At 64.1% G+C, this 22,310-nt stretch carries 19 protein-coding genes; 3 read left to right on the top strand and 16 right to left on the bottom strand.

Annotation, left to right across the window (positions count from 1 at the left end; genetic code table 11):
* Positions 1-35: 35 nt before the first annotated feature.
* The 14 genes from FHS96_RS03915 to rpsB all read right to left on the bottom strand — a co-directional run bounded on the left by FHS96_RS03915 (position 36) and on the right by rpsB (position 17,275).
* Positions 36-2,513: a TonB-dependent receptor gene (locus FHS96_RS03915; RefSeq protein ID WP_429588082.1), complete on the bottom strand. Its 2,478-nt coding sequence runs from the start codon at positions 2,511-2,513 to the stop codon at positions 36-38.
* A gap of 210 nt (positions 2,514-2,723) precedes the next feature.
* Positions 2,724-5,654: a M10 family metallopeptidase C-terminal domain-containing protein gene (locus FHS96_RS03910; RefSeq protein WP_429588080.1), complete on the bottom strand. Its 2,931-nt coding sequence runs from the start codon at positions 5,652-5,654 to the stop codon at positions 2,724-2,726.
* Between the two features lie 150 nt (positions 5,655-5,804).
* Complete coding sequence (gene rpmE / locus FHS96_RS03905) at positions 5,805-6,035, bottom strand: 50S ribosomal protein L31 (protein ID WP_429588078.1); 231 nt, start codon at positions 6,033-6,035, stop codon at positions 5,805-5,807.
* A gap of 143 nt (positions 6,036-6,178) precedes the next feature.
* Entirely contained in the window at positions 6,179-6,661 is a 483-nt protein-coding gene (gene fabZ, locus FHS96_RS03900; protein WP_429588077.1) for a 3-hydroxyacyl-ACP dehydratase FabZ, read from the bottom strand.
* Positions 6,658-7,305: an OmpH family outer membrane protein gene (locus FHS96_RS03895; protein WP_429588075.1), complete on the bottom strand. Its 648-nt coding sequence runs from the start codon at positions 7,303-7,305 to the stop codon at positions 6,658-6,660. The genes fabZ and FHS96_RS03895 overlap by 4 nt, the downstream gene beginning before the upstream one ends.
* Positions 7,305-9,962, bottom strand: a complete 2,658-nt coding sequence (gene bamA, locus FHS96_RS03890; protein WP_429589604.1) for an outer membrane protein assembly factor BamA — start codon at positions 9,960-9,962, stop codon at positions 7,305-7,307. Before bamA ends, FHS96_RS03895 begins: the two co-directional genes overlap by 1 nt.
* Before the next feature lie 146 nt (positions 9,963-10,108).
* Positions 10,109-11,242 carry an RIP metalloprotease RseP gene (gene rseP, locus FHS96_RS03885; RefSeq protein ID WP_429588074.1) on the bottom strand — a complete coding sequence of 378 codons (1,134 nt, stop codon included), beginning with the start codon at positions 11,240-11,242 and terminating at the stop codon, positions 10,109-10,111.
* Positions 11,239-12,396, bottom strand: a complete 1,158-nt coding sequence (locus tag FHS96_RS03880) for a 1-deoxy-D-xylulose-5-phosphate reductoisomerase (protein WP_429588073.1) — start codon at positions 12,394-12,396, stop codon at positions 11,239-11,241. The genes rseP and FHS96_RS03880 overlap by 4 nt, the downstream gene beginning before the upstream one ends.
* A complete protein-coding gene (locus FHS96_RS03875) occupies positions 12,393-13,184 on the bottom strand; it encodes a phosphatidate cytidylyltransferase (RefSeq protein WP_429588072.1) in 792 nt (263 codons plus the stop codon). Before FHS96_RS03875 ends, FHS96_RS03880 begins: the two co-directional genes overlap by 4 nt.
* Positions 13,181-13,927 carry an isoprenyl transferase gene (locus FHS96_RS03870; protein ID WP_429589601.1) on the bottom strand — a complete coding sequence of 249 codons (747 nt, stop codon included), beginning with the start codon at positions 13,925-13,927 and terminating at the stop codon, positions 13,181-13,183. Before FHS96_RS03870 ends, FHS96_RS03875 begins: the two co-directional genes overlap by 4 nt.
* Positions 13,928-13,929: 2 nt before the next feature.
* Positions 13,930-14,487, bottom strand: a complete 558-nt coding sequence (gene frr / locus FHS96_RS03865; protein WP_429588071.1) for a ribosome recycling factor — start codon at positions 14,485-14,487, stop codon at positions 13,930-13,932.
* Entirely contained in the window at positions 14,474-15,217 is a 744-nt protein-coding gene (gene pyrH / locus FHS96_RS03860; protein ID WP_429588070.1) for a UMP kinase, read from the bottom strand. Before pyrH ends, frr begins: the two co-directional genes overlap by 14 nt.
* 140 nt (positions 15,218-15,357) lie before the next feature.
* A complete protein-coding gene (gene tsf, locus FHS96_RS03855; RefSeq protein ID WP_429588068.1) occupies positions 15,358-16,305 on the bottom strand; it encodes a translation elongation factor Ts in 948 nt (315 codons plus the stop codon).
* Positions 16,306-16,495: 190 nt separating this feature from the next.
* Complete coding sequence (gene rpsB / locus FHS96_RS03850; protein WP_429588067.1) at positions 16,496-17,275, bottom strand: 30S ribosomal protein S2; 780 nt, start codon at positions 17,273-17,275, stop codon at positions 16,496-16,498.
* 253 nt (positions 17,276-17,528) lie between these two features.
* Between rpsB and FHS96_RS03845 the strand changes: the two genes are divergently transcribed.
* Positions 17,529-17,762, top strand: coding sequence for a hypothetical protein (locus tag FHS96_RS03845; protein ID WP_429588066.1), 234 nt, complete (start codon positions 17,529-17,531; stop codon positions 17,760-17,762).
* Here FHS96_RS03845 and FHS96_RS03840 read toward each other — a convergent pair.
* Positions 17,725-18,522, bottom strand: coding sequence for a CDP-alcohol phosphatidyltransferase family protein (locus FHS96_RS03840; protein WP_429588065.1), 798 nt, complete (start codon positions 18,520-18,522; stop codon positions 17,725-17,727). The genes FHS96_RS03845 and FHS96_RS03840 overlap by 38 nt on opposite strands.
* A gap of 2 nt (positions 18,523-18,524) precedes the next feature.
* Positions 18,525-19,259 carry a phosphatidylserine decarboxylase gene (locus tag FHS96_RS03835; protein WP_429588064.1) on the bottom strand — a complete coding sequence of 245 codons (735 nt, stop codon included), beginning with the start codon at positions 19,257-19,259 and terminating at the stop codon, positions 18,525-18,527.
* Between the two features lie 122 nt (positions 19,260-19,381).
* On the opposite strand from FHS96_RS03835, the gene FHS96_RS03830 reads away from it, so the two are divergent.
* Together FHS96_RS03830 and FHS96_RS03825 are read left to right on the top strand one after the other, a co-directional pair.
* Complete coding sequence (locus FHS96_RS03830; protein ID WP_429588063.1) at positions 19,382-20,602, top strand: NADP-dependent isocitrate dehydrogenase; 1,221 nt, start codon at positions 19,382-19,384, stop codon at positions 20,600-20,602.
* Between the two features lie 102 nt (positions 20,603-20,704).
* Positions 20,705-22,309 (top strand): GNAT family N-acetyltransferase, encoded by a 1,605-nt coding sequence (locus tag FHS96_RS03825; protein ID WP_429588062.1) that lies wholly within the window; start codon positions 20,705-20,707, stop codon positions 22,307-22,309.
* Position 22,310: the final 1 nt, after the last annotated feature.

The following is a 22,310-nucleotide window of genomic DNA, read 5'->3' as shown; positions in this document are numbered from 1 at the left end:
ACGAAGATCATCCGCGCCGGCCCCACCCTCCCACATCAGAACGAGAATTTGATCGTGCCGCCCCAGGTCTGCGGATCGCCGAGTTGCGCGGAGATCAGGCCGGTGTTGCCTGGGGTGACCGCCAGCGATTCGAAATAATTCTGATCGAAGGCATTCCGGATCCAGCCGAACACGTCGAAATTATCGGTACGGAAGCCGACGCGGAAATTGTGGATCGAATAACCCGAAACATCGGTGTAGATCGATCGCGACGCGTTGGACGAGAATTTCGAGCGGTAATTCGCATCATAGCCCAGATAGACGTCGCCATCGCGCCCGAGAACGGTCGCCGGAATGTCATATTCGGCACCCCACGAAAACGCCCATTTCGAGATGCCCGGCAGCCATTGCCCCGAAACGTCGCAATTGGCGGGGCTGTTTGCGCCCGGCGTTGCGGCCGGGCCGGCGGGTGTCCCGGTGCCGCCGCCCGCGAGTTCGGGCGGGCACGGCGCGTCGACGAACTTCCTGAACTCATGGTCGGTGAATGCACCGCTGACATAGGCACTGAGCTGGTCCGTCGGGCGAACGCTGAAATCGGCCTCGATCCCGCGCACCCGCACCTTGTCCGCATTGGCCAGATAGCCGCGCAGCACGTTGCTGCCGCTGACATTGCTGATCACGCTGGCCTGGAAATCCTTGATCTCGGTCCAATAGCCGGTGAGGTTGAAGGTCGCACGGCGATCCCAGAACTGAGTCTTCAGGCCAAGTTCGAAATGGTCGACCTTCTCGGGCTTGATCTGCGCGACCTCCAGCGCGGGTGTGCCATCGCCGCGGCTCGGCACGCCGTTCAGGTTGATGCCGCCCGTCTTGAATGAACGCGCATAGGTCGCATAGGCGAGCACATCCTCGGTGACCTTGTAGGAAAGGTTGAGGTCGTAGGAGAGATTCCAGTCGCTGAAGTCGGGCTCGAAGAATTGCGAGGACTGGGTACCGCGCTGAGCCGCGGTCCACGGATCATTATAATAGGGATGCGTCGTGTCATTCGTGATGAGCTGGCGCGTACCGTCCGACGCGGTGCCGATCACCACCGAGTCATAGAGGCCTTCCTTCTTGTCGTAATTAATACGAATGCCAGGCGAGACGGTGAGCTTGTCCGTGACGTGCCAGTTCACCTTGCCGAATGCGGCCAGGCTGAGATTGTCGAGACGGATGTCGTTTTCCGCGACGATGTCATTCAGCACCGCCGGGTTGCCCGACAGCGCGCTGCTGGGGTTGAGCAACCATGCGCTCGCCGCCGGGCCGGTTTCCTGAATGCCGCTGGTGCGGATTTCCTGGTAGAAGGCGAAGGCACCGACAACGAAGTCCAGCCGGTCCGCCTCATAGGCGTAACGCAGCTCCTGCGTATACTGGTTCTGCTTCGTCGGGTTGTTGACCTTGGTGTAGACCGGAAGACCAGTGAAATCGCGGTCGTTGGAGGGATCCCAATCCCAATAGCGCCACGCGGTGATCGAGGTCAGCGTGCCCGGCCCTACATCCCATTCGGCGCGCAGCGAGGCACCACCCATCTCGTTGCGCGCGGCGAGCGGCGCATCGAGATCGGTCAGCCGGTCGAACGCGTTGGTGCTGGGCACCTGGTAGCCCGGGAACAGCGCGGTCAACGCCGCATATTGGCGGTTGAGCGCGCGCTGTGTGGTACCGACGCGCGCATAGATCTGGCCGCAGCAGATCGGATCCTGCAGGTTGAAATCAGCCGCCAAGGTGATCCGCAGATCCTCGCTCGGCTTCCACAGCAGCGCGCCGCGAACGCCAATATTATCCTGCGAGTTGATCCATTGGTCGGTGGCGACATTGTAGATCGTGCCGCGACGATCGGTGCTCGAAACGCTGATCCGCGCGGCCAGTTTGTCGGTGATCGGCCCGGACACCGAGGCCTTCGCCTGCTTGAAGCTGTAATTGCCGAGCGAGATTTCCGCCTTGCCCTCGAATTCGAAGCTGGGCGCTCGGGTGGTGACGTTGATCGCGCCGGCAGTTGTGTTCTTCCCGTAGAGCGTGCCCTGCGGCCCACGCAGCACCTCGATCTGCTCGACGTCGACGAAGTCCAGCGTCGCAGCGGCGATGCGGTTGTAATAGACTTGGTCGATGTAAATGCCGACACCCTGCTCGAAGCCGTCATTGGTAAGGCCGAACGGCGCGCCGATGCCGCGGATGTTGATGAACGTGTTGCGCGGATTGGTGGAGAAGAACTGCAGTGTCGGCTGCAGCTGGGTCAGCCGGTTGATGTTGTAGGTGCCCTGCGCTTCCAGCGCGGCACCGCCCACCACTGAGATCGCGACCGGCACGTCCTGCACATCTTCCGCACGGCGGCGCGCCGTCACGACGATCTCGCCGCTGTTGGCGCCACCGGCAGGCTCGGCCGCATCCGCGTCGGCCGGGGCGGCTGCATCCGCGGCAGCGGGCGCCCCGTCGGCGGCAAACGCGGGCGTGGCGGCGAAGGCTGCTGAGAGCAGCAGCAATGGCTTGAGACGGCGCAGCATGTTTCTTCCCCTAGAAGCGACGCGCCGACGGCGCCGCCCGAGTCATTCTCGACTTGTCGGCTGGGGAACCGAGCTAAATGTCTATTAATCTAGTGGGTAGATAGATTTCTTTGCGCGGTGCCAAGAATGCGCTGTTCTGCGGTCGCCCCACACTCAAAAAAAGGGCGCCCGCAGCGCGGCCGCCCTCATGCATTCGCATGGACGCGCGTGCTACAGATCCCAGATCAGCACCACCTGATCGAGACTGCCGTTGAGCAGGATCCGCATGTCAGCGACCGCATCGCCGTTCACGTCGGCGAGGAAGGTCGTGACGTTGGCGACGGCGTCGTAGGTCAGCGTGGCTTCCGCTGAAGCGCCTGTAAAGGCCGTGACGAAGTGGAAAGCCTGGTCGCCCTCGATCCCAACATCCGCATCGACCTGCCGGAGATCGACATGGTCAAAATTGAAGGTACCCGCGTGACGCCCCGGATCGAAGATACGGTCCGGATTGCCAACGGTAGAATCAGCGACTGAACTGAACTCGAAATAGTCTGCACCAAGGTTACCCTGCAGGATATCGGCGCCACCTCCACCGTTCAGAGTATTGCGGTCGTAGCTGACGCCGGAAATCTCATTGTCAGCGGCATTGCCGATGCCACGGCCACCATAGATCCGCAGGATCTCGCAATTGTCGGGAAGAACATAGGTCATCGAATATGTGTGATCGTAGTAAAACACGGTATCACGGCCGCCACCGGCAAGTTCTACCACGATATCATCAAGCGTGCGCAGATCGTAGAAATCATCGCCGGCGCCGCCGATCAGCGTATCGCTGCTGAGCGCCGAGCTGACGCTCCCGATTAGGCCGTCATTGCCATCACCACCGATCAGGACATTGCTGCCACTGTTGCCGCCGAGCGTGTTGTTTCCGGCATTGCCCGTACCATTGATGTTGGCGCTTCCCGTCAACCACAGGCCTTCCACATGGTCGGGCAAGGTGAAACTCACCGACGAGTAGACATCGTCCGGCCCGCCATCGAGAAGTTCGATGATGGTGAGGTTGGCGGTGTCGATATAGTACCTATCCCACCCGCTGCCACCGATCAGCGTATCGCCTGCGCTTCCGGTAAGATCATCCTGATCATTACCCCCAATCAGTATATCGACACCGGCGCCGCCGATCAGTTCGTCATAGCGGTCTCCACCCTCCAGAACTGTCCCGACATTGCCGGCGATGATCCGGTCATCATAGGCGGAACCGATGATGTGTTCGACATTGAGGATGATGTTCGAGGAGGAGAGGCCGGGGACCGGCTGCGCCGTCGTCAGCCCCAGGTCGATATCGATCGCCTGCGTCGCCGCTGCGAAGCTGATCGTGTCGAAACCAGTGCCGCCGTCGAGGCTGTTATTGCCCACACCGCCATCGAGCAGATCGTCGCCCGCCTCGCCGAGCAGCACATCGTCGCTGCCGCCGCCGCGCAGCGTGTCGTTGCCGGCACCGCCGTCCAGCGTATCGGCGCCATGCGCACCATCCAGCAGATCATGACCATTGCCGCCCGACAGCATATTGGCCTGGCCGTTGCCGGTCAGCGTGTCATTATATGCCGAGCCGGTCAGGTTCTCCATCGCGATGAAGGTGTCTATGCCGGCGCCGATCGTGTCCTGCGCGGTGGTGATCGCCAACGAGACCGTGACGACTGAGGCGGCGCCGGCATAGCTCGCAGTATCGCTCGACTGGCCGCCGGACAGCGTATCGTTCCCGCCACCGCCGTTGAGCACGTCGTTTCCGGCATTTCCCGTTAGCACATTATCGCCGCCATCGCCGGTGAGTTGATCGTCGAAGGCCGAACCGGTCAAGAGCTCGATCCCGATCAGCGTGTCGGTATGTGCGCCCAGCGTATATTGCGCCCCGGCGATCGCGAGGCTGACCTTCACCGCCGATGCCGCCGCGGCATAGGTCGCAGTGTCCGTGCCCGCGCCGCCATTCAGCATGTCATTGCCGAGCCCGCCCGAAAGCAGGTCGTCACCCTCGCCACCGTCGAGGATGTTGCCATATTGGTTGCCCGTCAGCGTATCTGCAAACGCCGTGCCGATCAGGTTCTCGATACTGCGGAGCGTGTCGCTCCCGGCCCCACCGGTGGGCTGCGCCGAGGCGCTGAGCAGATTGATGGTGACCGCGGACGCCGCATCGGCATAAGTCGCGGTGTCGTTGCCACCACCGCCATCGAGCGTGTCGTTGCCCGCCCCGCCTGAGAGAAGATCATTCCCCAAGCCGCCCGACAGGATGTTGAGGCCGGCATTGCCGATCAGCACGTCGTTGAACGCCGATCCGGTCAGCCCCTCGATCGAGACCAGCGTATCGGTGCCCGCGCCAAGCGTGTTCTGGGCGCCCTCAGCCAGCAGGCTGACGGTCACCGCTGCGGTCGCCGAGGCGAAGCTCGCGACATCGTTACCGAGACCGCCATCGATGAGGTCGTTGCCCGCCCCACCGTCGATCGTGTCGATACCTGCGCCACCGGCGAGTGTATCGTCGCCATCGGCGCCGTTGATCTGATCGTTGCCATTGCCGCCGGTGATGATGTTGGCGACCTCGTTGCCCGACAGCCGATCGTCGAAGCCGCTGCCGACGAGATTCTCGAAGCCTGAGACGGTGTCGTTGCCCGCGCCCACTGTCGCCTGCGCGGTCGCGACGGACAGGCTGACATAGATGCGCGCGGCGGAATCGGCGTAGCGCAGCGTATCAATACCATCGCCGCCGACCAGCACGTCGGCACCTGTGCCGGTGCCGCCATCGATCACGTCGTCGCCGGCGCCGCCATCGATGCGATTGGCGCTGCTGCTGCCGGTCAGCGTATCGCCGAAGGCAGAACCGATGATGTTCTCGATCGCAACCAGCGTGTCGATGCCGTCGCCGCCGCTATTCTGCGCACCTGCGACCGCGAGGCTGAGGGTGACCGCCGCCGACGCCTCGCCATAGTCGGCAGTGTCGATGCCGCGGCCGCCGTTGAGGCTGTCATTGCCGGCGCCGCCGGCCAGCACGTCCGCACCGTCCAGCCCGGACAGCGCATCATCGCCGCCGAGCCCCCTGATGATATCGTCGGCCGCTCCGAAAAGATCGCCCGCCAGGATGTCCCCATCCGGCGTTCCAACATATGTCGGCATGCCCCTCTCCCGCTCACGAGCGCTCGCTCGCGCCGCTTTCGGTTAACATAGCGCAAGCTGGGGGAGTCGCAAACGCACATCGACCCGCCCCCGCAGGCGCGGAGACGGGTCGATGGAAGTGTCTGGCGCGGCGCGATGCGCCGCTGCCGCTTACTTGCCCTTGAGCGTGAGGCCGCCGAAGCGCTTGTTGAAGCGCGCGACCTGACCACCCTGATCCAGCATGCGCTGGTTGCCGCCGGTCCACGCCGGGTGGACGGTGGGGTCGATGTCGAGCTGCAGCGTGTCGCCTTCCTTGCCCCAGGTGGAGCGGGTTTCGTACACGGTGCCGTCGGTCATCTGCACCTTGATCATGTGGTAGTCGGGGTGGATATTCTTCTTCATCTCTATGCTCCGGAGATGGCCGGTTTCCGACCGGCCGTGGATGCGAAGGCGGCGCCATAGCGGCGCTTCGCCCAAAGGGCAAGACAGCTGGGAAAAAGGAAGCGTGCGGCCGCCGCATCGCGCCGGCCGCACGTGCTTCGTCTTCAGGCTGCGGGCGGGTCCGCAATCATCGCGGTAAAGTTCGCCTGCGCAACCACCTTGCCGTCAATCAGCGCCTTGCCGGCAAATTTGCACACCGATGCGCGCTTCTGGACGAAGTCCACGTGCAGCTTCAGCAGCACGCCGGGTTCAACCGGAGAACGGAACTTCGCTTCCTCGATCGCCATGAAATAGACGAGCTTGCCGGATCCGGCGAGCCCGAGCGATTCCACCGCGAGCACGCCGGCGGCCTGCGCCAGCGCCTCGACGATCAGCACGCCCGGCATGATCGGACGGCCGGGAAAATGCCCCTGGAAGAAGCTCTCGTTGAAGCTCACCGCCTTCACCGCGACGATCGACTGGTCGAGGACGATCTCCTCGACGCGATCGACCAGCAGCATCGGATAACGGTGCGGCAACGCCGCGAGCACCTGCCTTATGTCGAGAGGCCCGATGCTCGCGGGCGCCGGATCGGCGCCGTCGCTCACCGGCCCTGCGGCTTCGGTGCGGCCGGAGCAGCGGGCGCGGCGGCGGCCGCCGCCTGCTGCTGGCCACCCGGACGCCAGCCCGCCGGCGGGGTGATCTGGACGCTGGGCACCGCGGTGTTGAGCTCGGCAGTGACATCTTTGGTGATGTCGACGGTCGGCTGGAACGAGACGGCCGCCTGCGGCTGAAGCACCAGGCTGACCTTCTTCTTGGTCATCGCCGACTTGAGGGCGTCGTTCAGCTTCGCCGCGATCTGCTCTTCGACATAGGCCTGCGCCAGCGCAACCGGCTCATTCAGCTTCTGCAATTCGGCCTGGCCGGCCTGCTGCTTGGTCTGGATCGCGGTGTACTGCGTCTGCAGCGCCGCGCGATTGGGGGTCGCGGCCTTCTGATCCGCCTGGAACTTGTCGACCAGCGGCTTCAGTTCGGTTTCGAGCGCGGTGGCACGCGCCTGAACCTGATCGATCTGCGGCTTGTAGGTGGTGCGCATCTGCGTGATCGCATTGCGATATGCGTTGGTCTCGGCAATCGCCTGCTCGAGATTGGCGATGGCAACGCCAGCGACCTGCGCATGCGCGGGGCCGGCAGCGACGAGAGCGGGAATGGCAGCAGCGGCGAGCGCCAGCGCCTTGAACAAGGTCTTCATCAGAATTGAGTCCCTACATTGAAGGTGAAGAGTCGGGTGTCATCCCCCGGTTCCTTCAGCAGCGCTTTCGCGATGTCGATCCGGAACGGGCCAAAGGGCGAGTTCCAGTTGACGCCGATGCCCACCGAGAGGCGCGGCTTCCAGGTATTTCCGAAGAACTGCTCGGAAAAAGGCTGTACGATATTGCGGGCTTCCGTGTTCGCCACGTCGCCGACGCAGCCGGTCTGCCCGGACACCATCTGGCCGGTGGCGCAGGTGGTGGAGGCGCCGGCGTTCAACTGGCCGGCCGGGATGGTGTAGATCTGCTCGCCAGCCGCGGTGCGCAACGGCCCGAGGTCCAACGGGTCGGGATAACCGTCACCATTGGTATCGGGGAATTCGGTGAGTTGCGGACGCTTCACGCCGAACACCGAGCCCGCAACCGCGAAGATCGATGGCCTCAGGCCCAGTTCGCGCGCGCCCGAACCGAGCGGGATCTCCACCTCGAGCTTGGCGAGATAGTAGTAACGACCGCCCAGCGCGTCATCGACGCGGTTGTTGTTGTCCGGCACCAGATCCAACGGCTCTTCGGTCGTCGTATCATATTGACGACGCACGACGCGCGGGCCGATGCCGCGAATGTCGAACCCCGGGAATTGCGGCTGGCCCAGGAAGAAGCGGTCGACAAGGCGGACCGCGTCCCGACCGGCGCCCTGGCTGCTCTGGAACGGGATGATCGCGCCGCCCTCAATGCTGGCCGAACCGATGAAGCCGGCACCGATATTGACGTATTTCGCGGCATCGATGCGGCTCTTGAGGTAGCGCACCGAGCCGCCGAGGCCGGCGAAATCCTGGCTGAACACCACGCGCTGACCGCCGGTCGGACGGATGCGGTTGTTCAGCGTGTCATAGACCAGGCTGTAGCCGACGGACGAGGTCGTGCGCTTGCCGATGGCGTCGCAGAGATAGCGACCCGCGATGATCGGGCTACACTCGCCATTGGAGTAGTAGCTCTCGTCCAGCGTGATGTCGTCGAAGCTGAGGCCGTAACGCAGCGCCAGCGAGACATATTCGGTGATCGGCACACCCGCACGAAGCTGGAAGCCCGTGGTGATCTGCTGATAGGTCGTGTTGCGATCGTTGTTGCTGATATAGTTGAACGAGCTGAAGTCACGACGGAAGATGTCGCCGCCGACCGCGATCGTCTTGTCGAACAGATAAGGCTCGGTGAAGCCGACCTCGACCGACTTGGAATAGCTCGAATAGTTGACGCTGGTGCGCAGTTCCTGGCCCTTGCCGCGGAAGTTGCGCTGGCGCACCGACGCTGCGACGATGAAGCGTTCGAGCGACGAGAAGCCCGCCGAGAGCTGGAGTTCGCCGGTCGACTTTTCCTCGACATTAGTCTCGAGGATGATGCGATCGGGCGCCGAGCCCTGCTTCTGTTCAACTTCCAGATTCTCCTGGAAGAAGCCCAGCGACTTGATGCGGTCGGTCGAGCGCTTGACGAGGAAGCTGTTGAACGCATCGCCTTCCGCCAAGCGGAATTCGCGGCGGACCACCTTGTCCTGCGTCAGCGTGTTGCCGTTGATATCGATCCGCTCGACATAGACGCGCGGCGCCTCCCCGATGCGGAAGGTGATGTCCATCGTCAACGCGTCCTTGTCGCGATTGAACTCCGGAGACACCTCGGCGAAGGCATAGCCGAACAAACCGGCGCTTTCGGTCAAGGATTCGACCGTGTCCTCGACCATCTTGGCGTTGTACCAGTCGCCCTTCTTCATCGAGACCTTGCCGACATTGTTCGGCTTGAAATCTCGAATATCGCTTTCGACCTTCACGTCGCCGAACTTGTAGCGCTGCCCTTCCTCGACCACATAGGTGATGATGAAGTCACGCTTGTCCGGCGTCAGTTCGGCGACCGCGGAAACGACGCGGAAATCGGCATAGCCCTGTGTCAGGTAGAACTGGCGCAGCTTCGCCTGGTCATAGGCGAGGCGATCGGGATCATAGCTGTCGGACGAGGAGAAGAAGCGGAAGAAGCGCGACTGCTTGGTCGCCATCTCCGAGCGCAGTTCGCCGTCGTTGAACGCCTCGTTGCCGATGATGTTGATCTGGCGGACCTTCGACTTCGCGCCCTCGGTGATCTCGAAGATGATGTCGACGCGGTTCTGGTCGAGCGAGACCATCTTGGGCTCGACGGTCGCGGCGAAACGCCCCTGGCGGCGATAGAGTTCGATGATGCGGGCGACATCCGCACGCACCTTGGATCGTGTGAAGATCTGGCGCGGCGCGAGACGGATTTCGGGCCGGATCTTGTCTTCCTTCAACCGCTTGTTGCCCTCAAGCACGATGCGGTTGATCACCGGATTCTCACGCACCTCGATCACGATGTCGCCGGTGTCGCCGCCGGTGATCCGCACGTCGGCAAACAGCTCGGTCGCGAACAGATCCTTCAGCGCCTGGTCGAGCGTTTCGGTCGTGTAGCTCTCCCCCGCGCGCAGCTGGATGTAGGAGCGGACGGTATCCGCCTCCAGACGCTGGTTGCCGGTGACGTTGATCGACTTGACCGTGCCCACGGTTGGCGCCGGTGCCAGCGGCGCGAGCGCAGGCGCGGCTGCGGGCGCCGCCGGCGCATCGGCGGCCTGGGCGAGCAGCGGCGTCGGTATCCCCGCGATCATCGTGCCGACGAGCAGTGCCGCCTGGCGTTTGCCGAACCGTTGCTTTTCAGTGACTGTCACGCGTCCCTACCCTTTGTTGCGCGCTCGGCTGCTTGTCATTTCCGACGATTGCGTCCCCGAACGATCGCCGCCCTGCCCCACTCCCGTCAACCGATCAAGCCGCCCAGCTTCTGCCAGAGGCCAAAAGAGGTCAGATCGTTGAACGTCACCAACAGCATCAGCGAGACGAGCAGCGCAAAACCACCGCGATATGCCCATTCCTGCGCTTCGACCGGTACCGGTTTCCGCCGCACCGCCTCGATCGCATAGAAGAACAGATGCCCGCCATCCAGCATGGGAACTGGCAAGAGATTGATGAATCCCAGATTAATCGAAACGAGCGCGATGAAACCGATCAGGCTCTCCCAACCCATCATCGCTGCCTCTCCAGAGACTTGCGCGATCTTGAGCGGTCCGCCCAGTTCCTTGACTGACCGCCGTCCGGCAACGACCTGGCCGAGCGTGTCGACCATCAGCCGTACGATCCCCCAGGTCCGCTCCGCACCGACCAGCGGCGCTTCGAGCAAGCCGATCTCGTCATAGACCGCGGGCGGCTTGCCGATACCGAGTTGCCCCATGCGATATTCATTGCCGAAGCGATCGCGTTCGACGATCACGCCGGGCGTCACGTCAACCGACAGCCGGTTGCCGCCACGATCGATCGCGATCTGCATCGGCTCGATCGGGCTGAAGCGGACAATCCGGTAGATATCTTCGAAATCACCGATCGAACGGCCCGAGATCGAAAGGACGCGATCACCCGCCTTCATCCCCGCCTGATCCGCGGCAGATCCTTCGGCGACCATCGCGATCACTGGCGGAGTGCGTGGCACGCCTTCAAGATAGGCGAAGGAACCGAGGATCAGGATCGCGAACAGGAAATTCACGATCGCACCAGCCGCGACGATGATCGCGCGCTGCCACAGCGGCTTGGCCTGGAAGGTCTTCGCGCGTTCTTCCGGCGGCAGCGCCAGCCATTCGGCGGTTGGCTGGCTCGCGGCACCCATGTCACCGGCGAAGCGCACATAGCCGCCCAGGGGCAGCCACCCTAGCTTCCAGTGCGTGCCGCGCTTGTCATGCCAGCCGGCGATCGTGCCGCCGAAGCCGATCGAGAAGGTCTCCGCCTTCACGCCGAAGATGCGGCCGGCGATATAATGGCCAAGCTCATGGACGAAGACGAGCGGGCCGATGACGAGGACGAACGCTAAAACGGTCAACAGGAAGCCGGGGTTGTCGGTCACGCAGCACTCACCTTCATAACCCCTGATGCCACGTCCCGCGCTTCACGGTCGATCGCGAACACATCGTCAAGCGAGACCGGTGCCCCCGGGTCATAGCGCTCCAGTGTTTCGCGCACAATTGCGGCGATTTCGAGGAAGCCGCAGCGCCCCTCAAGGAAAGCGGCGACCGCCACCTCGTTCGCCGCGTTGAGGATGGCCGGGCGAGCGCCGCCCGCCTCCAGCGCCGCGCGGGCCAGCGCCAGCGCCGGAAACCGTTCCGGATCAGGGGCTTCGAAGTCGAGCCTGCCAACCTTGACGAGGTCGAGCCGTGCCGCGCGCGTCTCCATCCGATCCGGCCAGGCCAGCGCATGCGCGATCGGCGTCCGCATGTCGGGCGTGCCCAACTGCGCCAGAACCGATCCATCGACATATTCGACCATCGAATGAACCACCGACTGCGGGTGGACGAGGATGTCGATCTTCTCGAGCCCGACCGGGAAGAGATGGAACGCCTCGATCAGTTCGAGGCCCTTGTTCATCATCGTCGCCGAATCGACGGAAATCTTCGCGCCCATCGACCAGTTGGGATGCTTCACCGCCTGCGCCGGGGTGACCAATGCCATCGCCTCCAGCGTCCATTCGCGGAACGGGCCGCCGCTGGCGGTCAGGATGATGCGCTGCACGCGTTCCGGCGCGTCATGATCGAAGCATTGGAAGATCGCATTATGCTCCGAATCGACCGGCAGCAGCGTCGCACCGGCGCGGCGGGCGACGTCGGTCATCAGCGATCCGGCGCTGACCAGCGCTTCCTTGTTGGCCAGCGCGACCGCTCCGCCCTGCTCCAGCGCGGCCAGGACCGGCGGCAGGCCGGCGCAGCCGACGATCGAAGCCATCGTCCAGTCCGCCCCCAGCCGCGCGGCATCGACGATCGCGCCGGCACCTGCCGCCGCCTCGATGCCGCTGCCCGCGAGCAGCCCTTTCAGGGCTCCGTAGCCCGTCGGATCCCCGATAACCGCGAGCTTAGCACCCGTCGCCCGCGCCGCCGCGGCAAGCCCGGCGGCGTCACGATTGGCGGTCAGCGCGATCACATCGAAGCGATCGGGATCCGACTGGAGCAGATCGAGCGTCGATGCGCCGACCGACCCGGTCGCGCCGAGAACGGTGACGCGCTTCATATCCGCACCCCCGCCGCCAGCACGAGCGCAACGACCACCGACACCGGCACCAGCCCGTCGAGCCGATCGAGCACGCCGCCATGGCCGGGCAGGATCGTACCGCTGTCCTTGACGCCGGCGTTGCGCTTGAGCGCGCTTTCGAAGAAGTCGCCCGCCTGCGCGACCACCGCCAGCGGCGCGCTGGCGAGTGCCAGGCCGATGGTGAGGCCGCCGAAAACGTGGAACAGCAGCCCGGTTACGAGCGCAGCGACCATGCCGCCGCCCAGCCCCGCCCAGGTTTTGTTAGGGCTGACCGAAGGCGCGATCTTGGGTCCACCGATCAGGCGACCGGCAAAATAGGCGCCGATATCGGTCGCCCAGACCAATGCCAGCGTCCAGCCCGCAAGCAACAAGCCGGCCGGTTCGGCGCGCACGAACAGCAGCGAGAGCACTGGTAGCGCGATATAGGGCGCGCCGCCGCCAAGCTGGGCGTTACGGCTGATCAGCCCGATGACGAGCGCCGCGCCCAGAATGATCGCGATCGATAGCCAGCCGGGATGCCCGAGCGCCGGCGAGACCGCGACCAGCGCCGCTCCGAGGCCGACAATCGCGACCCAGCGGTCGCGCCCCTCGGCCGCGGCGAGCGTTGCCCACTCGACCATCATCAGCAGCCCGAACGCCGACAAGAGCAGCCACAGCGCGTAGCCGCCGGCGATCAACCCGCCGACAGCGACGGCGACGAGGATGACCGCGACCAGCGCCTTGCGCGGCAGATCGGCAACCCAGTTCGCCTTGACCGATGTCGTCATAAACCTCCGAACCGCCGCTCGCGTGCCGCGAACGCATCGACGGCGGCCGCGAGCTCGTCGCGACCGAAATCGGGCCACAGCGTATCGACGAACAGCAGTTCGGCATAGGCCGCCTGCCACAGCAGAAAATTGGACAAGCGCTTTTCGCCCGATGTGCGGATCAGCAGGTCGAGCGGCGGCAGGCCTTGCGTATCGAGCCCGTTCTCGAACATCGCCGCATCGATCGTGGCAGGATCGAGACGCCGCTCGGCAGCCTCGATCGCCAGTCGACGGGCAACGCGAACGATCTCATCCTGCGCGCCATAATTCAGCGCCACAACAAGCGTCTGCCGGGTGTTGTTGGCAGTGCGCGCGATGGCACCCTCGATCAGTTCGACAATGTCGCCCTGCAGCATCCGCCAGTCACCCAACACGACCAGGCGAATGCCAGCCTCGTGGATTTCATCGAGATCCGAGACGATGAAGCGCTTGAGCATGCCCATCAGCTCGCCGATTTCCGCCGCCGGACGGCGCCAGTTTTCCGACGAGAAGGCGAACAATGTCAGCGCCTCGATACCGAGCTCTCCGGCGGCGCGCACGGTGCGGCGCACCGCCTCGATCCCGCGGCGATGGCCGGCGACGCGCGGCAACAGCCGCTTCTTCGCCCAGCGACCATTGCCGTCCATGATGATCGCGACGTGGCGCGGCACCGCACCGCGGCCGCCCGTCCTCGGCGATGCGCCACCGGACTGGATCGGCAACAGGCTCACTTGCCGAGGATTTCCTTTTCCTTCGCGGCAGCGGCGGCATCGATGTCCGCAATCGTCGCGTCGGTCAGCTTCTGCACCTCGGTCTCGGCGCGCTTGCGCTCATCCTCGCTGATCTCGCCCTTCTTCTCGTCCATCTTGAGCGAGTCATTGCCGTCACGGCGCACGTTGCGTGCCGCGATCCGGGCCTTTTCCGCGTATTGATTGGCGAGCTTGGCGAGTTCCTTGCGGCGCTCTTCGGTCAGATCAGGAATCGGCAGACGCAGCGTCTGGCCGTCGACGATCGGATTGAGGCCGAGGCCGGCCGAGCGGATCGCCTTGTCGACCGGGCCGACGTTCGACTTGTCCCACACCTGCACCGAGATCAGCCGCGGCTCGGGAACCGAGACGGTGGCGACCTGGGTGATCGGCATGTGCGCCCCATAGACCTCGACGGTCACCGGATCGAGCAAAGTCGTCGAGGCGCGACCGGTGCGCAGGCCGACGAGATCATGCTTCAACGCCTCGACGGCGCCGGCCATCCGACGCTCGAGGTCGGACTTGCTATAGGCTGGCATCGATCAACTCTCCCTCATTCTGCACGATGGTCGCTGTGCCCTTGCCCTCAAGGACCTGCGACAGATTCCCCTGCTCGCGGATGTTGAACACCACGATCGGGATGTCGTTGTCGCGGCACAGCGACACGGCGCTCGCATCCATCACCTTCAGATCGGCTGCGAGCACATGGTTGAAACTGACTGTATCGAAACGCTTTGCACCCGGCACCTTCTTGGGATCGGCATCATAGACGCCATCGACCGAGGTGCCCTTGAACAGCGCGTCGCAATTCATCTCCGCGGCGCGGAGCGCGGCAGCGCTGTCGGTGGTGAAATAGGGATTTCCGGTGCCGGCCGCGAAGATCACGATCCGGCCCTTTTCCATATGGCGCTCGGCGCGGCGTTTGATGAAGGGCTCGCACACCGTGTTCATCGGGATCGCTGACTGGACACGGGTGTCGACGCCGATCTGCTCCAGCGCGTTCTGCACCGCCAGCGCGTTCATGACCGTGGCGAGCATGCCCATATAGTCGGCGCTGGTGCGCTCGAAGCCCTTGGCCGCCGCTGCAAGGCCGCGAAAGATATTGCCGCCACCGACGACGATGCAAAGCTCATGGCCGGCTTCCTTGGCCGCCTTGATCTCGTCCGCCACGCGCGCGACCGTGTCGGGATCGATACCGAACTGGCCGGGCCCCATCAGCACCTCTCCGGACAATTTCAGGAGGATGCGGTTGAAGCGTGGGCGCAGCATAGGGGAGCGATCCTGATCGTTGGGGAAGAAGCGGCGCGCACCTTAGTTGCGCCGGTGCGTGGTGCCAAGCCGGGCAAGGCACTCCGCGCGAACACAGTTTCGCCGCCGTTCCAATCGAAGGAACGGCGGCGTGACTGCGATCAGGCGTTGGCCGGCTCGTCCTTCTTGACGCCGGCAGCGGCCGCGACTTCCGCCGCGAAATCGCTCTCTTCCTTCACGATGCCCTCGCCCAGCTGGAAGCGCACATAGTTGGCGAGCGTGATCGGGCTGCCGGCTTCCTTGGCCGCCGCGGCGACCACATCCGACACCTTCGACTTGCCGTCGATCACGAAGATCTGGCTGACCAGCGCGTTTTCCTTGCGGAACTTCGCGATCGAACCCTCGACCATCTTCTCGACGATGTTCGCCGGCTTGCCCGATTCGGCGGCCTTCTCGGCGGCGATCGCGCGCTCACGCTCGATCAGATCGGCCGGCAGGTCTTCCTCATTCAGCGCCGAGGGATTTGCGGCGGCGACATGCATCGCGAGCTGCTTGCCCAGCGCCTCCAGCGCTTCGGCGGGCGCGGCGCTCTCGAGCGCGACAAGCACGCCGATCTTGCCAAGGCCCGTAGCCGCGGCGTTGTGGACATAGGAGACCACGACACCCTCGGAGACTTCGAGCAGCGCCGCGCGACGCAGCGCCTGGTTCTCACCGATCTGCGCGACATTGGCGGTCAGCTTCTCGGCGACGGTGCCGCCCTCGGGCCAGCTCGCGGCCGACAGCGCCTCGACGTCCGCACCCTTTTCGAGCGCGATGCCGGCAACCGTCTTCACGAACTGCTGGAACAGTTCGTTCTTCGCGACGAAATCGGTCTCCGAGTTGACCTCGACGGCAGCGCCGCGGGTGCCCGACACGGCAACGCCGACCAGACCCTCGGCGGCGGTGCGGCCCGCCTTTTTCGCGGCGGTCGCAAGACCCTTGGTACGCAGCCAGTCAATCGCGGCTTCCATGTCGCCGCCGGTTTCGGCCAACGCCTTCTTGCAATCCATCATGCCGGCGCCGGAGCGCTCGCGCAGTTCCTTCACCAGGGCGGCAGTGATCTCGGCCATGTCCTGTTCCTTCAGTTTGTCTCGATAAAAAGACGGGGCAGACGCTGCTTAGCGCCCTGCCCCGTCCGCATGACAAGGCAGTGACGCCCTATCCTGTCGCCATCGATCATTGACCGGTGGCAATCGCTTTCGCTCAGACGCCGCACGGGCACGATCAAGGGACGGCAGGCCGGAGCCCGCCTGTCCTCGATCACGCCTCGGCCGGAACGCCCTCGGCCTCGGCCAGCGCGGCTTCCGCCGGCGGCTCATCCATCGCGCCGAGATCGACACCGCGCGACGCGGCGCCGCCCTGCTGACCGCGGGTCGCCGCCTGGGCGATCGCTTCGCAATACAGGCGGATGGCGCGGCTGGCGTCGTCGTTCGCCGGAACCGGGAAGGCGATGCCGTCCGGGCTGACGTTCGAATCGAGGATCGCGACGACCGGGATGCCGAGCGTGTTGGCTTCCTTGATCGCCAGCTCTTCCTTGTTGGCGTCGATCACGAACATCACGTCCGGAATGCCGCCCATGTCGCGGATGCCGCCGAGCGACAGCTCGAACTTGTCGCGCTCACGGGTGAGCTGAAGCACTTCCTTCTTGGTGAGGCCGTGCGTGTCGCCAGCGAGCTGCTCCTCGAGCGCCTTGAAGCGCTTGATCGACTGCGAGATCGTCTTCCAGTTGGTGAGCATGCCGCCCAGCCAGCGATGGTTGACATAGTGCTGCCCGGCGCGGCGGGCCGCCTCGGCGATCGGATCCTGCGCCTGGCGCTTGGTGCCGACGAACAGCACTTTGCCGCCGTGCGCGACGGTCTGCGACACGAAGTCGAGCGCGCGGGCGAACAGCGGAACGGTCTGGGACAGATCGAGGATGTGGACGCCGTTGCGCTCACCGAAGATGTAAGGCTTCATCTTCGGGTTCCAGCGGTGCGTCTGGTGACCAAAATGCGCGCCAGCTTCAAGCAACTGGTGCAGGGAGACGGTGGGAGCCGCCATAGGATTATTCTCCTTCCGGTTGAACCTCTGGGAAGCAGTGACCAGGGCATCGGCCCAGGCACCGGTATGTGCGCTTCCCATGTGGAATGCGGCGGCCCTTAATCGGAACCACGCGCGAACGCAAGCCTGTCCTGCACCCTCATTGGCGCGCAACTGCCATCCCACCGACATTGGATCGGCGCTTGACGATAGAACAAATATCGAACATAAACCGCTCAGTCATCGAACAAAGGTCCGCTTCGGGAGGTTCGTCATGCTGCATATGGTAGGTTCGCTGCTGTTCGCGTCCGGCTTGCTGATGGCGCTGGCCATGATCTGGCACATGATCGCATCCCGGCTGGACGCGATCATGGAAGCGCTCGACCCGGCGGGCCGAACGGTTCAGGCCGGCACTTTGGCGGAGCATCGCTCCGCGCGCGAAGCGATGCGGGAGTCGGCGCGCGCCGCGCTCAGCCGGCCGCGGCAGCAGCAGCGCGCTGCCGCCTGATCCGAGCGTAGCTGTTGGTGCTGAACGGGATCGTCAGCAGATAGAGGTTCGCGACGCCAATCAGCGTTGCCCACGGCACCGCGAAAATGGCGCCCCCGATCAGCGCGACACCGACCAGCAATTCCATGCGGATATGGCGACGCAGGCGCAGCGAGCCCCAACTGTAGGTAGGCAGGCTCGACGTCATCAGGAAGACGACGAACGCCATCCATGGCGCAACGAGCATGCCGTTGCGCGCGATGTCTGCAACCGGGCCCTGCCCCTTCACGAACAGGAAGAGATAGAGCGGCAGCATCGCCAGCCCCGCTGCGGTCGGTGCGGGTACGCCGGTGAGGAATCCCGCCGATTTATGCGGCTGCTCGGCCGCGTCGATCTGGGCGTTGAAGCGCGCAAGCCGCAGCGCGCAACCCGCCGCATGGGCGAGCGCGAAGATCCAGCCATAACGCTGCCCTTCCTCGCCCAGATGCTGGAGTGACCAGAGGTAGAGGATGATCGCCGGGGAAACGCCGAAGGCGATCACATCCGACAGCGAATCGAGTTCGGCGCCGAACCGGCTTTCGCCCTTGAGCAGGCGCGCGATGCGCCCGTCGAGGCCGTCAAGCACGCCCGCCAGGATCACCGCGCTCACGGCCATCCGCCAGTCCTCAGCAATGGCGAAGAGGATGCCGGTCAGCCCCGAACAAAGGGCAAGCGTGGTGACGGCATTGGGCGCCAGTGCCCTTAGCGGAATGCCACGGCGGGGATCGGGGCGTCTGCTCATCCTTATTGCGGAATGCCGCTCGAGGCGATCGGATCCCCGATCACCGCAAGCACCGTCTCGCCCGCGATCGAGCGCTGGCCCAGCGCGATGCGTGGCGCGGTACCAGCGGGCAGATAGACGTCGACACGGCTGCCGAAGCGGATCAGGCCGAAGCGCTGGCCGGCAGCGAGAATGTCGCCCGGCTTGACGAACGGCAGGATGCGGCGCGCAACGAGCCCCGCGATCTGGGTGAAGCCGATGCGCAGCCCGTCATGCCGTTCGACGATCAGATGCTGGCGCTCATTCTCCTCGCTCGCCTTGTCGAGATCGGCATTGAGGAACTTGCCCGCGATATAGACCACCGCCTTGACAGTGCCGGCGATCGGCGAGCGATTGATATGGACGTCGAACACAGACATGAAGATCGAGACGCGCACCAGCGGTTCGTCCCCCAGCCCCTCCGGCCCGGCGAGCTCGCGCGGCACCGGCACCCGCTCGATCAATGTCACCAGCCCGTCCGCAGGTGCGACGATTAGATTCTCGCCCTGCGGCACGGTGCGAACGGGATCGCGAAAGAAGGCTGCGACCCACAAGGTGATGCCGGCCATCGGCCAGGCGAGCGTTTCCCACGCCATCAACGCGAACGCGAGCGTGATCACCGCCGCGATGAGAACGAATTTGCGACCTTCGGGATGAACGGCGGGAAACCGCCATTTAACGGTGGTGGTGCCCACCGCCGGCTTTTCTAGTGACGTCATCTGCACTGTCTAATGTGCGCGGCGCGCAGTGACAATCGCCGCGATCATCCCTCCGCGCGGTTGATCCCGGCGCATCCTGCTCCTAGAGCCATCGCGACCACCTCCCCCGGAGAAGAGAGCATATGGCGAAGATCAAGGTGAAAACCCCGGTCGTCGAGATCGACGGCGACGAAATGACCCGGATCATCTGGGAATGGATTCGCGAGCGGCTGATCAAGCCCTACCTTGATATCGATCTGGAATATTATGACCTCGGCGTCGAGAAGCGCGACGAGACCAATGACCAGATCACGGTCGATGCCGCGAAGGCGATCCAGAAGTATGGCGTCGGCGTGAAGTGCGCCACGATCACTCCGGACGAGGCACGCGTCGAGGAATTCAAGCTCAAGAAGATGTGGAAGTCGCCCAACGGCACGATCCGCAACATCCTGGGCGGCGTCGTGTTCCGCGAGCCGATCGTCATCAAGAACGTTCCCAGGCTGATCCCGGGCTGGACCGACCCGATCGTCGTCGGCCGTCACGCCTTCGGCGACCAGTATCGCGCCACCGACTTCCGCGTGCCGGGCCCCGGCAAGCTCAAGATGGTGTGGACCGGCGAGGACGGCCAGCAGATCGAGGAGGAAGTGTTCGACTTCCCGTCGTCGGGCGTCGCGATGGGCATGTACAACCTGGACGATTCGATCCGCGATTTCGCCCGCGCAAGCATGAACTACGCGCTCGAGCGTCGCTGGCCGCTGTACCTGTCGACCAAGAACACGATCCTCAAGGCCTATGACGGCCAGTTCAAGGATCTGTTCGAAGAGGTGTTCCAGGCCGAGTTCAAGGACAAGTTCCGCGACGCGAACATCAGCTATGAGCACCGCCTGATCGACGACATGGTCGCTTCGGCGCTCAAGTGGAACGGCAAGTTCGTCTGGGCTTGCAAGAATTATGACGGCGACGTCCAGTCGGACCAGGTGGCGCAGGGCTTCGGCTCGCTCGGCCTGATGACCTCCGTGCTGATGACGCCGGACGGCAAGACCATCGAGGCCGAGGCGGCGCACGGCACCGTCACCCGCCACTTCCGCATGCACCAGCAGGGCAAGGCGACCTCGACCAACCCGATCGCGTCGATCTTCGCGTGGACCGGCGGCCTCAAGTTCCGTGGCAAGTTCGACGATACGCCCGATGTGGTGCGTTTCGCCGAGACGCTCGAAGAGGTCTGCATCAAGACCGTCGAGCAGGGCGGTATGACCAAGGATCTTGCGATCCTGATCGGGCCGGACCAGGCGTGGATGACCACCGAGCAGTTCTTCGAGGCGATCCGTTCGAACCTCGAAAAGGAAATGGCCAACTGGGCCTGACCTGAAGGCCGGGCGCCGCATGCCGGCGCCCGGGCTACGGAACCCGTTTCCGTTCATCCCCGTTACGCTTGCTCAACAGAGCAGACGTGACGGGGATTTTTCATGCCGACCAGCAGCCGCGCCCGCCTTGAGGTGCGCAACGCCACGCCCGCCGACGTCCGCGCGATCGTCGCACTCGTCGATCGCGCCTATGAAGGGCTGTCCGGCTACACCGCGGGTATGATCCGCGGACAGATCAACAATTTTCCGGAAGGCCAGTTCGTTGCTTTCTATGACGGCAAGGCGGTGGGCTATTGCGCCTCGATGCGCCTCACCGCGGAAATCGCGCTGAAGCCGCACGATTGGGAAGAGATTAGCGGCAACGGCTTCGGATCGCGCCACGATCCCACCGGCGAATGGCTTTATGGCTATGAGATGTGCGTCGATCCCAGGCAGCGTGGTCTGCGCATCGGCCAGCGGCTCTATGACGCGCGCAAGGCGCTTGCCGAGCGGCTCGAACTGCACGGCATTGTCTTCGGCGCGCGCATGCCCGGCTATCAACGTGCCCGGCGCAAGGTCGACGGCCCCAAAGATTATGTCGAGCAGGTCATCGCCGGCAAGCTGCGCGATCCCGTACTCGGCTTCCAGCTTTCCAACGGCTTCGAGCCGATCGGCGTGCTGCCCGCCTATTTGCCCGAAGATACGGCGTCCGGCGGCTTCGCGGCGCATATGGTCTATCGCAACCCCTATGTGGAGAGCGACCTGGCGCCCAAATTCCGCGTGCCGCGCGATGTGGAGAGCGTGCGCATCGCCACCGTCCAGCTCCAGGCGCGCGCGGTTGAGAATTTCGACGAATTCGTCCGCAACATCGAATATTTTGTCGATGTTGCAGCTGATTATCGTTCCGATTTCGTCGTCTTTCCCGAACTCTACACGCTCCAACTGCTGTCCTACGAGAAGAAGGAGCTCAGCCCGATCGAGGCGATCGACCGGCTGACCGCGCACACCGACAAGCTGGTGAAGGCGCTGACTCGGATGGCGATGGAGTATAATATCAACATCATCGGTGGCTCGCACCCCACCCGCACCGACGATGGGGACATCCAGAACGTCGCCTATGTAGCGCTGCGCGACGGATCGATCCACGCGCGCGAGAAGATCCACCCGACGCCCAACGAACGCTATTGGTGGAACATCAAGGGTGGCGACGCGATCGAGGTGATCCAGACCGACTGCGGCCCGGTCGGCGTGCTCATCTGCTACGACAGTGAATTCCCCGAACTCGCCCGCCGGCTGGTCGACGAGGGCGCGCGCATATTGTTCGTGCCCTTCTGCACCGACAGTCGCCAGGCTTATCTGCGCGTGCGCTATTGCGGACAGGCGCGCGCGATCGAGAACCAGTGCTTCGTCGTGCTCTCGGGCAATGTCGGCAACCTGCCCAATGTCGACAATATGGACATCCAATATGCGCAGAGCTGCATCCTCACGCCCTGCGACTTCCCCTTTGCGCGCGACGGCATCGCCGCGGAGGCAAGCGAGAATGTCGAGACCTTAACGATCAGCGACGTCAACCTTGCCGACCTCACCTGGGCCCGCGCCGAAGGAACGGTGCGTAACCTCGCGGATCGGCGGTTCGATCTCTACCGGATCAGCTGGGGGCGCCGCGGCAGCAAATCACGGCCAACCGGAAAGCTGCCGGTAGGCCCGGCCACTCCCGGCGGCGGCTGAG

The organism is Sphingomonas zeicaulis (assembly GCF_050433225.1).
Lineage (GTDB): Bacteria > Pseudomonadota > Alphaproteobacteria > Sphingomonadales > Sphingomonadaceae > Sphingomonas_D > Sphingomonas_D zeicaulis.
The sequence above is the reverse complement of the archived record's forward strand: the minus strand, read 5'-3'. Positions and strand labels throughout refer to the sequence as shown.

Excerpts from the sequence above, each read along its gene's own strand:
- FHS96_RS03895 (WP_429588075.1), bottom strand. The coding sequence starts at position 7,305 with ATGAAGACCTTGTTCAAGGCGCTGGCGCTCGCCGCTGCTGCCATTCCC.
- FHS96_RS03840 (WP_429588065.1), bottom strand. The coding sequence starts at position 18,522 with ATGAGCAGACGCCCCGATCCCCGCCGTGGCATTCCGCTAAGGGCACTG.
- pyrH (WP_429588070.1), bottom strand. The coding sequence starts at position 15,217 with ATGCTGCGCCCACGCTTCAACCGCATCCTCCTGAAATTGTCCGGAGAG.
- FHS96_RS03875 (WP_429588072.1), bottom strand. The coding sequence starts at position 13,184 with ATGACGACATCGGTCAAGGCGAACTGGGTTGCCGATCTGCCGCGCAAG.
- FHS96_RS03910 (WP_429588080.1), bottom strand. The coding sequence starts at position 5,654 with ATGCCGACATATGTTGGAACGCCGGATGGGGACATCCTGGCGGGCGAT.
- FHS96_RS03830 (WP_429588063.1), top strand. The coding sequence starts at position 19,382 with ATGGCGAAGATCAAGGTGAAAACCCCGGTCGTCGAGATCGACGGCGAC.
- FHS96_RS03880 (WP_429588073.1), bottom strand. The coding sequence starts at position 12,396 with ATGAAGCGCGTCACCGTTCTCGGCGCGACCGGGTCGGTCGGCGCATCG.
- bamA (WP_429589604.1), bottom strand. The coding sequence starts at position 9,962 with ATGATCGCGGGGATACCGACGCCGCTGCTCGCCCAGGCCGCCGATGCG.
- FHS96_RS03845 (WP_429588066.1), top strand. The coding sequence starts at position 17,529 with ATGCTGCATATGGTAGGTTCGCTGCTGTTCGCGTCCGGCTTGCTGATG.
- frr (WP_429588071.1), bottom strand. The coding sequence starts at position 14,487 with ATGCCAGCCTATAGCAAGTCCGACCTCGAGCGTCGGATGGCCGGCGCC.
- FHS96_RS03825 (WP_429588062.1), top strand. The coding sequence starts at position 20,705 with ATGCCGACCAGCAGCCGCGCCCGCCTTGAGGTGCGCAACGCCACGCCC.
- FHS96_RS03915 (WP_429588082.1), bottom strand. The coding sequence starts at position 2,513 with ATGCTGCGCCGTCTCAAGCCATTGCTGCTGCTCTCAGCAGCCTTCGCC.
- FHS96_RS03835 (WP_429588064.1), bottom strand. The coding sequence starts at position 19,259 with ATGACGTCACTAGAAAAGCCGGCGGTGGGCACCACCACCGTTAAATGG.
- tsf (WP_429588068.1), bottom strand. The coding sequence starts at position 16,305 with ATGGCCGAGATCACTGCCGCCCTGGTGAAGGAACTGCGCGAGCGCTCC.
- rpmE (WP_429588078.1), bottom strand. The coding sequence starts at position 6,035 with ATGAAGAAGAATATCCACCCCGACTACCACATGATCAAGGTGCAGATG.
- rpsB (WP_429588067.1), bottom strand. The coding sequence starts at position 17,275 with ATGGCGGCTCCCACCGTCTCCCTGCACCAGTTGCTTGAAGCTGGCGCG.